This is a genomic window from Roseococcus suduntuyensis, from assembly GCF_014196305.1.
GTDB lineage: Bacteria > Pseudomonadota > Alphaproteobacteria > Acetobacterales > Acetobacteraceae > Roseococcus > Roseococcus suduntuyensis.
In genome coordinates, this window is sequence record NZ_JACIDJ010000007.1 from 63,862 (window position 1) to 78,098 (window position 14,237).

Annotated in this window: 11 protein-coding genes; 3 read left to right on the top strand and 8 right to left on the bottom strand. The window is 72.5% G+C overall.

Annotated elements, in window-relative coordinates; all coding sequences use genetic code 11:
• Nucleotides 1–43: 43 nt before the first annotated feature.
• Nucleotides 44–907 (bottom strand): LysR family transcriptional regulator, encoded by an 864-nt coding sequence (locus GGQ83_RS16980; RefSeq protein WP_184386177.1) that lies wholly within the window; start codon nucleotides 905–907, stop codon nucleotides 44–46.
• A gap of 76 nt (nucleotides 908–983) precedes the next feature.
• On the opposite strand from GGQ83_RS16980, the gene GGQ83_RS16985 reads away from it, so the two are divergent.
• The 3 genes from GGQ83_RS16985 to GGQ83_RS16995 all read left to right on the top strand — a co-directional run bounded on the left by GGQ83_RS16985 (nucleotide 984) and on the right by GGQ83_RS16995 (nucleotide 6,224).
• On the top strand, nucleotides 984–2,522 hold the full coding sequence (locus GGQ83_RS16985; protein WP_184386178.1) for a proton-conducting transporter transmembrane domain-containing protein: 1,539 nt from the start codon (nucleotides 984–986) through the stop codon (nucleotides 2,520–2,522).
• Between the two features lie 10 nt (nucleotides 2,523–2,532).
• Entirely contained in the window at nucleotides 2,533–4,869 is a 2,337-nt protein-coding gene (locus tag GGQ83_RS16990; RefSeq protein ID WP_184386179.1) for a YbcC family protein, read from the top strand.
• A gap of 260 nt (nucleotides 4,870–5,129) precedes the next feature.
• The gene (locus GGQ83_RS16995) at nucleotides 5,130–6,224 is read left to right on the top strand and encodes a BLUF domain-containing protein (protein WP_184386180.1); all 1,095 of its coding nucleotides are present in this window, start codon (nucleotides 5,130–5,132) and stop codon (nucleotides 6,222–6,224) included.
• Between the two features lie 162 nt (nucleotides 6,225–6,386).
• Here the strand turns inward: GGQ83_RS16995 and xylA are convergent, their stop codons facing one another.
• Genes xylA through GGQ83_RS17030 form a run of 7 tightly spaced genes read right to left on the bottom strand, consistent with a single transcriptional unit; the run spans nucleotide 6,387 to nucleotide 14,237 of the window.
• Nucleotides 6,387–7,673 carry a xylose isomerase gene (xylA, locus tag GGQ83_RS17000; protein WP_184386181.1) on the bottom strand — a complete coding sequence of 429 codons (1,287 nt, stop codon included), beginning with the start codon at nucleotides 7,671–7,673 and terminating at the stop codon, nucleotides 6,387–6,389.
• Entirely contained in the window at nucleotides 7,670–9,094 is a 1,425-nt protein-coding gene (gene xylB, locus GGQ83_RS17005) for a xylulokinase (RefSeq protein WP_184386182.1), read from the bottom strand. Before xylB ends, xylA begins: the two co-directional genes overlap by 4 nt.
• Nucleotides 9,091–10,227 carry a Gfo/Idh/MocA family protein gene (locus tag GGQ83_RS17010; RefSeq protein ID WP_207018293.1) on the bottom strand — a complete coding sequence of 379 codons (1,137 nt, stop codon included), beginning with the start codon at nucleotides 10,225–10,227 and terminating at the stop codon, nucleotides 9,091–9,093. The genes xylB and GGQ83_RS17010 overlap by 4 nt, the downstream gene beginning before the upstream one ends.
• Complete coding sequence (locus tag GGQ83_RS17015) at nucleotides 10,224–11,282, bottom strand: sugar phosphate isomerase/epimerase family protein (RefSeq protein WP_184386183.1); 1,059 nt, start codon at nucleotides 11,280–11,282, stop codon at nucleotides 10,224–10,226. Before GGQ83_RS17015 ends, GGQ83_RS17010 begins: the two co-directional genes overlap by 4 nt.
• A complete protein-coding gene (locus GGQ83_RS17020; protein ID WP_184386184.1) occupies nucleotides 11,282–12,196 on the bottom strand; it encodes an SRPBCC family protein in 915 nt (304 codons plus the stop codon). Before GGQ83_RS17020 ends, GGQ83_RS17015 begins: the two co-directional genes overlap by 1 nt.
• An 11-nt stretch (nucleotides 12,197–12,207) precedes the next feature.
• Nucleotides 12,208–13,038 carry a phosphoenolpyruvate hydrolase family protein gene (locus GGQ83_RS17025; protein WP_184386185.1) on the bottom strand — a complete coding sequence of 277 codons (831 nt, stop codon included), beginning with the start codon at nucleotides 13,036–13,038 and terminating at the stop codon, nucleotides 12,208–12,210.
• A complete protein-coding gene (locus GGQ83_RS17030) occupies nucleotides 13,038–14,237 on the bottom strand; it encodes a Tm-1-like ATP-binding domain-containing protein (protein ID WP_311728538.1) in 1,200 nt (399 codons plus the stop codon). The genes GGQ83_RS17025 and GGQ83_RS17030 overlap by 1 nt, the downstream gene beginning before the upstream one ends.

Here is a 14,237-nt window from a genome sequence, read left to right on the forward strand (position 1 = left end):
CGGAACGACCACTGATTCACCGCGCCGGCCGCGCCTGCGCGGATCAGGCGCCAGCGCGCAGCACCTCACGCAGCAGCGGGTTGGGAAAGCGGCGCGGCAGCGTCACGGCATGGAAGGGCTGCACCAGGCCGGGCAGGCGCTCGCCTTCCTCCAACTCGCCCGAGGCGAGTTCGTCGCGCACCACGATGGGCGGCAGCACGGCCAGCCCCACGCCCTCGCGCGCCAAGAGGCGCATCATGGCCATGTCGTCCACCTCGGCCGCGATGTGCGGGGTCACGCCCAGCCTTTCGCGCAGCGCCTCGAAGCCCGCGCGCAACCCGCTCTCGGGCGCGGGCAGGATCAGCGGCGCACCGGCCAGCCACTCCGCCAACCCCGCCCGCCCGGCAAACAACGCGGGACGACCCACCAGGCTGACGGGTTCCTCCGCCAGCCGGTGCGCCACATAGGGACCGGCCGGCGGCTCGCTGGTCAGCACCACATCGAGGTTCAGCTCCGAAAGGTCCCGCAGCAATTCCGCCATGCCGCCCGAGCGCAGCACCACCTCCACCCCCGCCCGCCCCAGCACGGGCCGCAGGAAGGCCAGCTGGAAGTTCCGCGACAGGGTGGCCAGCGCGCCCACGCGCAGGATGCGCTGGCTCTGGCCGGACTGGCGCAGCGTGGCCAGCATTTCGTCGCCAGCGGCGAAGATCACATCGGCATGGGCCAGGGCGATGCGCCCGGCCTCGGTCAGCACCAGGCGCCGGCCGCTGCGCTCGAACAGGGCCTGGCCCAGCCTCTCCTCCAGCGCGCGGATCTGCGCCGACAGCGCGGAGGGCGCCAGGTTCAGCGCGGCGGCGGCGCGGGTCAGGTGCCCCTCGCGCGCCACGGCGCGGAAGTAGCGGAGGTGGTGGTAGTTCAGCTCGGCCATTCATTCGTTTTGAACGAACGTTTTGGTCGAAACAATGTCATTTTCTAAAATCTTTGTGGTTGCTACGCGGCGATCCATGCCAAGCCATCTCCTCCCCCTGCTCGCGCCCCTGGCGCTGCTCGCCGCCGCCTTCCTGGCCTTCCGTGGTCCCGGCCTGCGCCCGGCCGAGACCCTGCGCGCCGCCCACCTGGCGAGCCTCTTGGCGCTGGGCGTGGCGGCGGCCAGCCTCGCTTTGCTGCTGGCCCAGGGGCCCGGAGCGGCGCCGTTGGCACTTGCAAGGCTGGATGCCGTCTCGGCCACCATGCTGCTGCTGGTGGGCTTCCTGGGCTGGGTGGTGCTGCGCTTCTCCGCCACCTACCTCGATGGCGAAACCCGCCAGGGGGAATTCACCGGCTGGATGTGCGCCACCCTCGCCGCCGCCCTGCTGCTGGTGCAGGCCGGCAACCTGCCGGTGCTGGTGCTGGCCTGGCTGGGCGCGAGCCATGGCCTCGGCCGCCTGCTGCTGTTCTACCGCGAACGCCCAGGCGCCCAGCGCGCCGCCCGCAAGCGCGCCCCCTTCGCCCGCCTGGGCGAGGCCGCGCTGATCGGCGCCGCCCTGCTGCTGGCGCTGGCGCACGGCACGCTCGACATCGGCGCCATCAACGCCGCCGCGCGGGCGGGCGAGGCGCCGGGCCTCACCACCGCCGCCGCCGCCCTGCTGGCGCTGGCCGCCCTGCTGCAATGCGCGCAATTCCCCGCCCATGGCTGGCTGACCGAGGTGATGGAGACGCCCACCCCCGTCTCCGCCCTGCTCCATGCCGGCTTGGTCAACGCGGGCGGCTTCCTGCTGATCCGCTTCGCCGATGTCATGCTGGCCGCCCCCGGCGTGCTGGCGGCCCTCGCTTTGCTGGGCGGCTTCACCGCGGTCTTCGCGGGGCTGGTGATGCTGACCCAGCCCGCGGTGAAGACGGCGCTCGCCTGGTCCACCATCGCGCAGATGGGCTTCATGCTCCTGCAATGCGGGTTGGCCCTGTTCCCGCTGGCGCTGCTGCACATCGTGGCGCACTCGCTCTACAAGGCGCATGCCTTCCTCGGCGCGGGCATGGCGGTGGAGAAGGTGGCCGCCATCCGCCGCCCCGGCCCCGTCGCCGTGCCCAGCCTGCGCGCGGTGGGGCGGGCCTTCCTGGCCGCACTCGCCCTCTACGTGCTGATCGGCGCGGGCTTCGGCTTCGCGGAGAAGTCGCCGCAAGCCATCGCCCTGGGCGCCATCCTCGTGCTGGGCGTGGCCTACCTCCTGGCGCAGGGCTTCGCCGACGCCGCCCCCGTGCCGCTGACGCTGCGCACCTCCATCGCCGCCGCCGCCGCCGCCATCGGCTACTTCACCCTGCAACGGCTGGCCGAGGCGATGACGGCCGGGTTGCTGCCCGCACCCCCGCCGCCCGGCGCGCTGGAATGGGTGCTGATGGCGCTCTCGGTGCTGGGTTTCGGCCTCACCGCCTTCGCCCAGGCCACCTTCCCGCTCTGGGCGCAGCACCCCGCCGCCGCCGGGCTGCGGGTGCATCTGTCGAACGGCCTCTACATCAACGCGCTGACCGACCGGCTGCTGCGCGGCTGGTCGCGGCGGAACCCCGCCTGAGGAACGCCCCATGCCCTTCGACCTGCACGACGCCGCGCAAGGCCATGACGCCGCCCTCGACCGGGCGCTCTCCGCCATCCCGCCCGCCTGGCCGCTGGCGGCCACCGTGGCGGTGAACCCCTTCCTCGGCCAGGTGGGCGAGGATTTCGCCACCGCCGCGGCACGCCTCGCCCGGGTGGGCGGCATCGCCACCACCATGCCGCGCGAATGGTTCGCCGCGCGCATCGCCTCCGGCGCCATCGCGGAGGAGGACCTGGCCGCCGCGCTGGAGGCCGCGCCCGCCGCCCACCGGCCCGAGAGCCTGGCGGCCCTGCGCGCCGCCCTCGCCCGCCCGCGCCCCGCCCCCCGCGCCCTGCCCACGGTCGCGGAGCTTGTGGCCGAGATCACCGGCACCGACTGGCCCGGCATCATCGCCGACCGGCTGGGTGGTTTCGCCGCCAGCTGGTTCGATGCCGGGCAGGCGCTGTGGCCGGTGCAGCACCGGGGCGCGCTCTATGCCTCCTGGCGGGCCACGGCGCTGCGCGACCTGACGCCCGAGATCCTCGGCCTGCCCGGCTTCTGCGCCCATGTCGCCGCCACGCCCGCCGGCGCCGCCGCCGCCACCGGGCGCGCGCTGGCCGCCCTGGGCGTGCCCATGGCCGCGCGCGAAACCCTGCTTCACCGGCTGCTGATGACGCTGGGGGGTTGGGCGCAGCTCGCCCGGCAGCGCGGCTTCGAGGCGGAGCTGGAAGGCCGCACCGACCCCACGCTCGGGGAACTGCTCGCCGCGCGGCTGGTGTGGGAGGAGGCGCTCTTCGCCGCCCATGCCGAAGCCTTGGCCCCGCGCTGGGCCGAGGTGCTGGACGCCCACGCCGCCCCCGTCGCCGCCGGCCCGGAGGAGGCGCTGGACGCCATCCTGCAGGACGCCGCCGATCGCGCCGGGCAACGCGCCCTGGCGGCGAAGCTGGCCGGCGCCGCCGCCGCGCCGGTGGAAACGCGCCCCGTGCTGCAAGCCGCCTTCTGCATTGACGTGCGCTCGGAGGTGATGCGGCGCGCGCTGGAATCCCTCGACCCCGGCATCCGCACCCAGGGTTTCGCGGGCTTCTTCGGCCTGCCCGTGGCGCATCAGGCCTTTGCATCGGACGTGGTGGAGAACCGCCTGCCCGTGCTGCTGCGGCCCAGCCTGCGAAGCTGCACGGCGGTGGAAGGCGAGGTGCCGGCGCGGATCGGCGCGCGGGCCAAGCGGGCCTGGGGGCGGTTCAGCCAGGCGGCCGTCTCCTCCTTCGCCTTTGTGGAAGCGGCGGGGCTGCTGCATGCGGGCGGGCTGCTGCGCGACGCGCTGGGCCTGAAGCGCGCCGCCAAGGCCGAACCCCCGCCCCGACTGCCCGAAGCCCTGACGCCCGAGGCGCGCATCGCCACCGCCGAGGCCGTGCTGCGCGCCATGTCCATGACGGAGGGCTTCGCGCCGCTCGTGCTGCTGCTGGGACATGGCGCCACGGTCGCCAACAACCCGCATGCCAGCGCGCTCCATTGCGGCGCCTGCGGCGGGCATCGCGGCGATGTCAGCGCGCGGCTGCTGGCCCTGCTGCTGAACGACAAGGCGGTGCGGGCAGGCCTCGACGCGCGCGGCATCGCGGTGCCGGAGGACACGCTCTTCCTGGCCGGGCTGCACGACACCACGGGTGACCGCGTCACCCTCTACGCCGCCGACCACCCGCCCCACCCCGCAACAGCCCAGGCCGAGGCGTGGCTCGCCCGCGCCGGCGCCCTGGCGCGGGCCGAACGCGCCCTGCGCCTGCCCCGCGCGGCCGGTGGCGAGGCCATCCCTGCCCGCGCCACCGACTGGGCCGAGACGCGCCCCGAATGGGGGCTGGCCGGCTGCCAGGCCTTCATCGCCGCACCACGCGCCCTGACGGCGGGCCGCGACCTCGGCGGCCGCGTCTTCCTGCACGACTATGACTGGCGGCGGGATGCGGGCTTCGGCGTGCTGGAACTCATCCTCACGGCGCCCGTCGTGGTCGCGAGCTGGATCAGCCTGCAATACCACGGCTCGGTCGTCGCACCGGAGGCCTTCGGCGGCGGCAACAAGCTGCTGCACAACGTCACCGGCGGCGTGGGCGTGGTGGAGGGCAATGGCGGCACCCTGCGCGTGGGCCTGCCCTGGCAGTCCGTGCATGACGGCGAATCGCTGGCGCATGAACCGCTGCGCCTCAGCGTCCATATCGCCGCCCCGCGCGAGGAGATCGGCGTCATCCTGGACCGCCACCCGGGCGTGCGGGCGCTGTTCACGAATGGCTGGCTGCACCTCCTCGCCCTGGACGAAGCGGGGCGCTCCTGGCGCCTCGGCGCCGATGGAAGCTGGAGCTGATCCGGTCCCGTTTCGTTCCTCACGCGGATGATGATGCGGTTCGCGTTGACACCAGGGGTGCCGCTCAGCGACCTTGAGCTTGCCAGGGTGAGCGAGACGCCGGGCGCCGCATGACGCGGCGGTCCGGCGGGGTTTCGACCCGATGGCTCCCTCCGGCGATCGGCAGGCCAGCTATTCCGCCAGCCTAACCGGAGGAAGCGCGCATGATCGCGGAACAGGTTCTCGCATCGCCGCCTTCCCGGCCCCTCCACCAGCGTGAGGTGCCCCTCACCCGCCTCGTCTATCGCAGCCGCGCCGCGCTCCCGCTGATGGGCCGGCCGCTCGCGGAGATGCTGCGTGTGGCCCGCCGCCGCAACCAGGCCGCGGGGGTGACGGGCCTCCTGATGGCGGATGGCACCCATTACCTGCAATGGCTGGAAGGCCCCGCCGCCAGCCTGGGCGCGGTGATGAACGCCATTTCGGCGGACCCGCGCCATGGCGGGGTCGAGATCCTGGCCGATGCGCCGGTCGCCGCGCGCCGCTTCGCCGGCTGGGACATGCGTCTGGCCGCCGAGGGCGCCCCCCGCGCCGACTGCCCCGCCCTGCACCTGCCGGGCCGGCTGGTGGCCGGGCTCTGGACCGATTCGGGCCAGGAGCCCGACCTGCTGGGCAGCCTGGGCGCCACCCGACAGGTCGGCGAGAGCCGGCGCGGCACCGCGCCGCCGGCCGAGCGCGCCGTGCTGGACGCGCTGCTGACGGCGCTGGCCGAAACCGGCACGGCCCTGGACAGCATCGCGCCCGCCATGCGCGGCAAGGATGCACGCCGGCACTTCGTCACCCTCATCGAACCCGCGGCGCGCCGCCTGGGCGATTTGTGGATGCGCGATGCCCTGTCGGAGGCCGAGGTCACCATGCTGCTGTGCCGGATGCAGACATGGGTGCGCCAGCTCGGCCAGGGTGAGCGCGTGCCGCGGCTGCGCGCCGATGCGCCGCATGTGCTGGTGGCGCCCCTGCCGGGCGAGATGCACGCGCTGGGCGCCGTGCTGGCCACGGAATGGCTGTGGCTGTCCGGCTGGCAGCACGAGTTCGACATCTTCCCCTCCGACGCCGCGCTCTGCGCCCGGCTGGCCGGCGCGCCGCATGACATGCTGGAGCTTTCGCTCAGCCCCGCCTTCCATCGGCTGGACGAGGTGGAGGCGCTGCGCCGCCGCCTCGCCGGTTTCCGCGCCGCCTCCTGCAACCGCGCGCTCAGGATTCGGCTGTCGGGGCGGCTTTTCGCGGGGCAGCCCTGGCTCGCGGGCCTCGTCGGCGCCGATGCGGTGGCGGGTGGCTGCGAGGGGGTGGATGCGGCGCTGTGGCGGCTTGCTGCCGGGTAGCGTCTGATCGCCTTTGGTGGAGACACCAAAGGCGTGAGTCAGCCGCTCGGCAATGCCGCCGCTAGAGCATGCTGCGTTCACATGCGTTCACGCAGCCTGCTCTCACCCTTGTTGAGAGCGGGATTCAGCGTTCTCGGTGATTCCACCTCAACGCATCCCGCTCTAGCCTAGCCGGGCCACCAGGTTTTCCAGCCGCTCCTGCCCGCCCGAGCGCGGCCGGGGTTCCAGCCCTTCGACCAGCGCGCGGTCCGCGATTTCGGCCAGGCTGCCGGGCCAGGGGGCGCCGGCATAGCGTTCGCGCCGCGCCGCCTCCAGCCGCCCATCCTCGATGATGCGCGCGGCCCAGAGCAGCGCGGCGGCGCAGGCCTCCATGCCGCCCACATGGGCGTGCAGCAGGTCCTCAGGTGCGATGGATTGGCGGCGCAGCTTGGCGTCGAAGTTGAAGCCGCCGCTGCCCAACCCGCCCGCACGCAGGATTTCCAGCATGACGGGCACCAGCTCCTGCGCGTTGGTCGGGAACTGGTCCGTGTCCCAGCCGTTCTGCGGGTCGCCGCGGTTGATGTCCACGGAGCCCAGCACGCCGAGTGCCGCCGCCATCGCCACCTCATGCTCGAAGGAATGGCCGGCGAGGGTGGCGTGGTTGGCCTCGATGTTGACCTTCACCTCGCCCAGCAGCCTGTGCCGCACGAGGAAGCCGTAAACCGTCGCCACGTCGCGGTCATACTGGTGCTTGGTGGGTTCGTGGGGCTTCGGCTCGATCAGCAGCGTGCCGGTGAAGCCTATCTTGTGCTTGTGCTCCACGACGAGGTTCAGGAAGCGGCCCAACTGCGCGTCCTCCCGCGCCAGGTCGGTGTTGAGCAGCGTGTCATAGCCCTCGCGCCCACCCCAGAGCACGTAGTTCTCGCCCCCCAGGCGCTGCGTCACCTCCATGGCGTGGCGCACCTGGACGGCGGCGCAGGCGAAGACCTCGGGGTCGGGGTTGGTGGCGGCACCCGCCATGTAGCGCGGGTGGGAGAAGAGGTTCGCCGTGCCCCAGAGCAGCCTGATGCCGGTGCGCTGCATGTGCGCCGCCAGCACATCGGCCATGGTGTCGAGGTTGCGGGCGCCCTCGCGCAGGCTGGCCCCCTCCGGCGCCACGTCGCGGTCATGGAAGCAGAAGAAGGGCAGGCCCAGGCGCTCCATGAAGGCGAAACCGGCCTCGGCCTTCTGGCGCGCGCCCGCCATGGCGTCGGGCATGGCTTCCCAGGGGCGGGGCAGCGTGGCCGCGCCGAAGGGGTCCGCGCCCGAGGCCACGAAGGAATGCCAGTAGGCGACCGCGGGGCGCAGCCATTCGGCCATGCTGCGGCCCAGCACCGGCGCCTCCGGGCGCCAGTGGCGCCAGCCCAGTTCCTCCTGGCTGCCAGGGTCCAGGAAGGGCACGGGCGGGAGGGATTGGAAGATGTGGCTCATCGGACGGTCTCCCGCATCAGGGGCTTCAGGAGGGGGTAGAGGTGCCGCCAGTGGGCGCGCGCCTCGGCCAAGGCTGGTTCGGGAAGGGCCTCGCCGAGGGTGGCGGGCGGGGTGCAGGTGGCGGTGGGGTCGGCGCCCGTGGCCAAGGCCGCAAGCCGCGCCGCACCCAGCGCCGGCCCCACCCCGGCATCGGCCACCAGCGTCAGCGGCCGGTCCAGCGCCGAGGCCAGCAGCCGCGCCCAGAGCCCCGAGCGCGCGCCGCCGCCGATCAGCGACAGGCGCGGGATGCGCCCACCCTCCGCCTCCAGCGCGTCCAGCCCATCGGCCAGCGCGAAGGCCACGCCCTGCATGACGGCGCGCGCCATCTGGCCGCGCGTGGTGCCGGCCTCCAGCCCGAACCAGAGGCCGCAGGCGGTGGCATCGTCATGCGGCGTGCGCTCACCGGCGAGGTAGGGCAGGAACAGCACGCGGCCGGGTTCAGCAGCTTCGGCCTCGCGCGCCAGTGTGGCCTCGTCCGCGCCCAGGACGCTTGCCGCCCAGGCCAGCGCACCGCCCGCCGAGAGGATCACCGCCATGCGGTGCCACAGCCCCGGCAGGGCGTGGCAGAAGCTGTGCACCGTGCGCGCCGGGTCCGGGCGCGGCGCCGCATCGGCCACGAAGACCACGCCCGAGGTGCCCAGCGAGACGAAGGCCTGGCCGGGTGCCACGCAGCCCAGCCCCACCGCGCCCGCCGCATTGTCGCCTGCCCCGCCGGCCACCGGCACGCCGGCCGGGATGCCCCATTCGGTGTTCCGCACCTGGCCCGAGACGGCGCTGCCCTCCACCAGGCGCGGCATGTGGGCGCGGGTGAGGCCGGTCAGCGCCAGCATCTCGTCCGACCAGTCGCGCCGGGCCACGTCGAGCCAGAGGGTCCCGGCCGCGTCCGACATCTCGGAGACCGCCTCGCCCGTCAGGCGCAGGCGCAGCCAGTCCTTGGGCAGCAGCACGCGGCGCGTGGCGGCGTGGATGTCCGGCTCCTGCGCGCGCAGCCAGGCGAGCTTGGGCGCGGTGAAGCCCGGCATGGCGCGGTTGCCGGCGATGCGCCGCGCGGCTTCGTCCAGCGCCGCGCATTCGCCCGCCGCGCGCCCGTCATTCCACAATATGGCCGGGCGCAGCACGCGGTCCGCCGCGTCCAGCACCACCGCGCCATGCATCTGCCCCGACAGCCCCACCGCCGCGACCTGCGCGCGCAGCGGGGCGGGCAATGCCTGCACGGCCTGGCTGGCGGCCTGCCACCACGCCTCCGGGTCCTGCTCGGACCAGCGCGGATGGGGGCGCTGCACCGTCAGCGGCGCGGAAGCCTGGGCCAGCACCTGCCCCCCCCCGTCCAGCAGCACCGCCTTGACGGCGGAGGTGCCGAGATCCACGCCGAGGAAGGTCACACCACCGTCCAGGTGCCGCCCGCCCGCGCCGAGGCGATGGCGGCGGCCACGAAGCGCATGCCGCGCAGCCCATCCTCAACGGTGGGCGTGGCGGCGCTGAGCGGGTCGGGCGCGCGGCCCTCGCGCCGCGCCGTGATCTGCTCGGCCGCGTCGCGGTAGATTTGCGCGAAGGCCTCCAGATAACCCTCCGGATGCCCAGCCGGGATGCGCGTGGCGTGGGCGGCGGCGGGGTGCAGCGCGCCGACCGCACGGGCCAGCACGCGCGGCGCCTCGCCCAGCGGGGTGTGGAGCAGCTGGTTGGGGTGTTCCTGGCTCCAGGCCAGGCCGCCCTTCTCGCCATAGACGCGCAGGCGCAGCGCGTTCTCATTGCCCGGCGCCACCTGCGAGGACCACAGCATCCCGCGCGCGCCGCCAGCGAAGCGCAGCAGCAGATGCGCGTTGTCATCCACGCGGCGGCCTTCGACGAAGCTCTGCACATCGGCCAGCACGCTCTCGACGCCGAGGCCCGTGACGAATTCCGCGAGGTGATGCGCGTGGGTGCCGAGATCGCCCAGCGAACCACCCAGCCCCGCGCGCGCCGGGTCGGTGCGCCATTCGGATTGCTTCTGGCCGGTCTCCTCCAACCGGGTGGAGAGCCAGTCCTGCGGGTATTCCACCTGCACCACGCGGATGGCGCCAAGCTCGCCCGCGCGCACCATCGCGCGCGCCTGCCGCACCATGGGGTGGCCGCTGTAGTTGTGGGTGAGGATGAAGACGCGCCCGGTGCGCGCCACGGTGGCGGCAAGGTCCTCCCCCTGCTCCACCGTCAGCGCCAGCGGCTTGTCGCAGATCACGTCGAAGCCCGCTTCCAGCGCGGCCTTCGCGGGGGCGTGGTGCATGTGGTTGGGGGTGACGATGGCGATGACCTCCGCGCCATCCTCCCGCGCGCGCTCCCCCGCCAGCATCGCCGCGAAATTCGGATAGCCACGGATGCCGAGGTCGGCCGCGCTGTCCATGGCGCGTTGCGGGTCGGAGGCCAGCGCGCCCGCCACCAGCTCGAAGCAGCCATCGAGGCGTGCCGCCATGCGATGCACGCCGCCGATGAAGGCGCCGCGCCCGCCCCCCACCATGGCGAGCCTGAGGCGCCGCGTCATGGGGCGAGGCCCAGCATGCGGCGGTTCGCCGCCTCATCGGCGCCGGATGAGGCGAAGTCGTCGAAGGCCTTGTCGGTGACGCGGATGATGTGATCCGCGATGAAGCGTGCCCCCTCGCGCGCGCCATCCTCCGGGTGCTTCAGGCAGCATTCCCATTCCAGCACCGCCCAGCCCTCGAAGCCGAAGGCGGCGAGCTTGGAGAAGACCGCCTTGAAATCCACCTGCCCATCGCCCAGCGAGCGGAAGCGGCCCGCGCGGTCCACCCAGGGCTGGAAGCCACCATAGACGCCGACGCGGCCGGTGGGGCGGAACTCCGCGTCCTTCACATGGAACATGCGGATGCGCTCGCGGTAGATGTCCAGGAAGGCCACATGGTCCAGCGCCTGCAGCACGAAATGGCTGGGATCGTAGAGGATGTTCGCGCGGGGGTGGTTGCCGACCGCGTCGAGGAACATCTCGAAACTCGCCCCATCGTGCAGATCCTCGCCGGGATGGATTTCGTAGCAGACATCCACGCCCGCCTCGTCGAAGGCATCCAGCAGCGGGCGCCAGCGCCGCGCGAGTTCCCCGAAGGCCGTCTCCACCAGGCCCTGCGGGCGCTGCGGCCAGGGATAGACGAAGGGCCAGGCCAGCGCGCCCGAGAAGGTGGCATGCGCGTTGAGGCCCAGGTTGCGCGAGGCCTTCGCCGCGAGGCGCATCTGCTGCGTGGCCCATTCCTGCCGTGCCGCCGGGTTGCCGCGCACCTCGGGTGCGGCGAAGCCGTCGAAGGCCGCGTCATAGGCCGGATGAACCGCGACGAGCTGGCCTTGCAGATGGGTCGATAGTTCCGTCAGCGCCAGGCCGTGCTTCGCCAGCGTGGCCTGCACATCCTCGCAATAGGCGCGGCTTTCGGCGGCGCGCGCGAGGTCGAACAGCCGCCCATCCCAGGAGGGGATCTGCACGCCCTTGAAGCCGAGCGAAGCCGCCCAGGCGGCGATGCCATCCAGCGTGTTGAAGGGCGCATCATCCCCCGCGAACTGCGCGAGGAAGATGGCGGGGCCCTTGATGGTGCGCATCACACGCCCTCCGTCAGCTTGCGGCCCACGCTGTAGTAGGCCTTGAGATAGACGTCGTTCATGGTGTTCGGGATCAGCGCCAGGTCGTCCTGCGGGCTCGCCAGCCAGTCGCCGAACCAGGTGGCGAAGCAGTGGTTCCCGTCCGTCACCTGCCAGAGGCGCGGGCCGCTGATGTAGTGCATCCAGGGCAGCGGCGACTTGGTGATGCAGTAGGAATAGCTCATCTCCGCATCGTCCAGGTGCAGCAGCTTCTCGTGCAGGTGGCCGTCGCCGAACAGGAAGTCCCGCGTGGCGGAGACCTTGTCGCTGCGCGCGCCGTCCAGCATGTGCATCTTCGTGATGGCGTCATGCCAGCCGCCCATGCCGGCGAAGTCGCGGATCACGCCCCAGACGGCCGCGGCGGGTGCCGCGATGACCGTGCTGCACCACACCTTGTTGGGCGGGAAGCCGGCCCAGAGCGGGGCCTCCACCGGCGCGCGGCCGGGCAGCGCGCGCTTCAGCGCGTCCCACCCGCCCTGGAAGACGCCGTTGGAGATGATGTCCACATACTTCCCCGCATCCTCCGGCGCCTCGTCGAAGATGGCTTCCCATTCGGCGAAGGTGCGGTTCGTGTCGGTCACCGGCATCAGCCGAACGCGCGCGCGGTAGTTGGTGACGGGAAAGGCCGGCGTCTCGAAGTTGTAGGAGAAGCTGGTGGTGCGGTCGCACAGGTGCAGCAGCCGCTCGCGCACCATGGTGCCGTCCTGCAGGAAGAAGCGACGGATGCAGCCGACGACGTCGGAATCGAGGCCGTCCTCGATCTCGGAGCGCGCGATGCCCGGGTGCCAGGAGGGCAGCCCGTTGAAGTCGCGAATGGTGGCCCAGACGGTGGCGATGTTCGCGTCGAGGATGGTGGAGGCGTAGGCGCGGGCCATGCGTGTTCCCCTCAGAAGCTGATCTGCTTGAAGGCGCGCGTCTGCGCCGTCAGGGCGGTCTCGGTCGGCAGGCGCTCCATGGAGGAGGCGCCGTAGAAGCCGTTGATGCCGGGCGTGTTCCGCAGCACCCAGGTGGCGTCCTCGGGCGAGGAGATGGGCCCGCCATGGCACAGCACGATGATGTCCGGCCGCACGCGCCGCGCGGCCTCGGCCCATTCCGCGATCAGCGCCGGGCAATCCGTGAGCTTCAGCGCGGTCTGCGCGCCGATGGCGCCGCCCGTGGTGAGGCCCAGATGCGGCACCAGGATGTCCGCACCGGCGCGCGCCATCTCGGCCGCTTCGTCCGCGTTGAAGACATAGGGGGTGGTCAGCATGTCCTTCGCGTTCGCCATGCGGATCATGTCGATCTCATGCCCGAAGCCCATGCCGGTTTCTTCGAGGTTGGCGCGGAACACGCCGTCAATGAGGCCCACGGTCGGGAAGTTCTGGACGCCGGCGAAGCCAAGCGCCTTCAGCTCGTCCAGCAGGTGGTCCATCAGCGCGAAGGGGTCCGTGCCGTTCACGCCCGCGATCACGGGCGTGTGCTTGACCACGGGCAGCACCTCGCGCGCCATCTCCTTCACGATCTCGTTGGCGTTGCCATAGGCCAGCAGGCCGGCCAACGAACCGCGCCCCGCCATGCGGTAGCGGCCGGAATTGTAGATGACGATGAGGTCTATCCCGCCCGCCTCCTCGCACTTGGCGGAAAGCCCGGTGCCGGCGCCGCCGCCGATGATGGGCTCGCGCCGCGCCACCATGTCGTGGAACTTGCGCAGCAACTCGCCACGCGTGGGGCGTTTCATCAGGCGATCTCCCGGAAGGCGGCCAGCGCGGCATCGGCGAAGGCGCGGTCATTGATGGCGGCCGGCACTTCGACCAGGCGCCGGTTGGGGGCGGGAACGAAGCCCGCGCGGATGGTCTCGAACAGCGCGGCATCGGCGGCCGGGTCGTGGAAGGGCATGCCCGGCACATCAATGGCCGAGACGCCGCCCAGCGGCAGCAGGAAGCGCACCGGGCCTTCCATCCGGTTCAGCCGCGCCACGAGGAATTCCCCGATGGCGCGGTTCTCCTCCGGCGTCGTCCGCATCAGCGTCACCTGCGGGTTGTGGACGTAGAGGTTGCGGGACTGGAAGCGCGCCGGCACCGTCTCCTTCGCGCCGAAATTCACCATGTCCACGGCACCGACGCTGCCCACATAGGGGAGGCGCGTGCGGATGACGGCACCGAGCCGATCCTCCGTGCAGGGGAAGACGCCACCCACCAGGAAGTCCGGCACCTCCGTCGTCGTGATGTCGAGCAGGGCCGCGACCAGGCCGGAATCCGCCAGCTTCTCCATGCTCTGCCCGCCCGCGCCGGTGGCGTGAAAGACGTAGCATTCATGGGTGGCCTCCAGCGCCTCGCGCAGCATGGTCACGCAGGCGGTGGTGACGCCGAACATGGAAAGCCCAAGCCCCGGCTTCTCGGCCGCCCCCGCCGCGGGCGGCGCGTGCAGCGCCATGCCGGCCGCCGCATGCGCCGCATTGGCGATGACGCGGCGCGAGATGCCGTTGATCCCCGCCACATCCACCACCGAATACATCATGGCGAGGTCGGACGGCCCCACATAGGGCGCGACATTGCCCGAGGCCACGGTGCTCACCATCAGCTTGGGCGTGCCGATGGGCAGCGCGCGCATGGCCTGGGTGACGAGGGCGGTGTTGCCCGAACCACCCATGCCCAGCACCGCGCCGATGTCGTCCTGCGCGGTGAGCCAGCGTGTCAGCGCCTGCGCCATGGCGGCCACCGCGGCGCCGCGGTCCTCGCCGCCCAGCACCACGCCGGCACCTTCCGGGTGGTGCGCCGCGATCTCGGCCGCGGTCACATCGGCGCCCTGCCCCGCACCGCGTGTGCCGACATCCACCAGCACCGGCACCGCACCCGCGCGCTTGAGGCAATCGGCCGCGAAGCGCAGCTCCTCGCCCTTCGTGTCCATCGTGCCGATGACGTAGACCTTCGCCATCAT

Coding starts and splice junctions, on each gene's coding strand:
- GGQ83_RS17025 (WP_184386185.1), bottom strand. CDS start 13,038: ATGAAACGCCCCACGCGTGGCGAGTTGCTGCGCAAGTTCCACGACATG.
- GGQ83_RS16980 (WP_184386177.1), bottom strand. CDS start 907: ATGGCCGAGCTGAACTACCACCACCTCCGCTACTTCCGCGCCGTGGCG.
- GGQ83_RS16990 (WP_184386179.1), top strand. CDS start 2,533: ATGCCCTTCGACCTGCACGACGCCGCGCAAGGCCATGACGCCGCCCTC.
- GGQ83_RS16985 (WP_184386178.1), top strand. CDS start 984: ATGCCAAGCCATCTCCTCCCCCTGCTCGCGCCCCTGGCGCTGCTCGCC.
- GGQ83_RS17010 (WP_207018293.1), bottom strand. CDS start 10,227: ATGACGCGGCGCCTCAGGCTCGCCATGGTGGGGGGCGGGCGCGGCGCC.
- GGQ83_RS17030 (WP_311728538.1), bottom strand. CDS start 14,237: ATGATGGCGAAGGTCTACGTCATCGGCACGATGGACACGAAGGGCGAG.
- GGQ83_RS17020 (WP_184386184.1), bottom strand. CDS start 12,196: ATGGCCCGCGCCTACGCCTCCACCATCCTCGACGCGAACATCGCCACC.
- GGQ83_RS17015 (WP_184386183.1), bottom strand. CDS start 11,282: ATGCGCACCATCAAGGGCCCCGCCATCTTCCTCGCGCAGTTCGCGGGG.
- xylA (WP_184386181.1), bottom strand. CDS start 7,673: ATGAGCCACATCTTCCAATCCCTCCCGCCCGTGCCCTTCCTGGACCCT.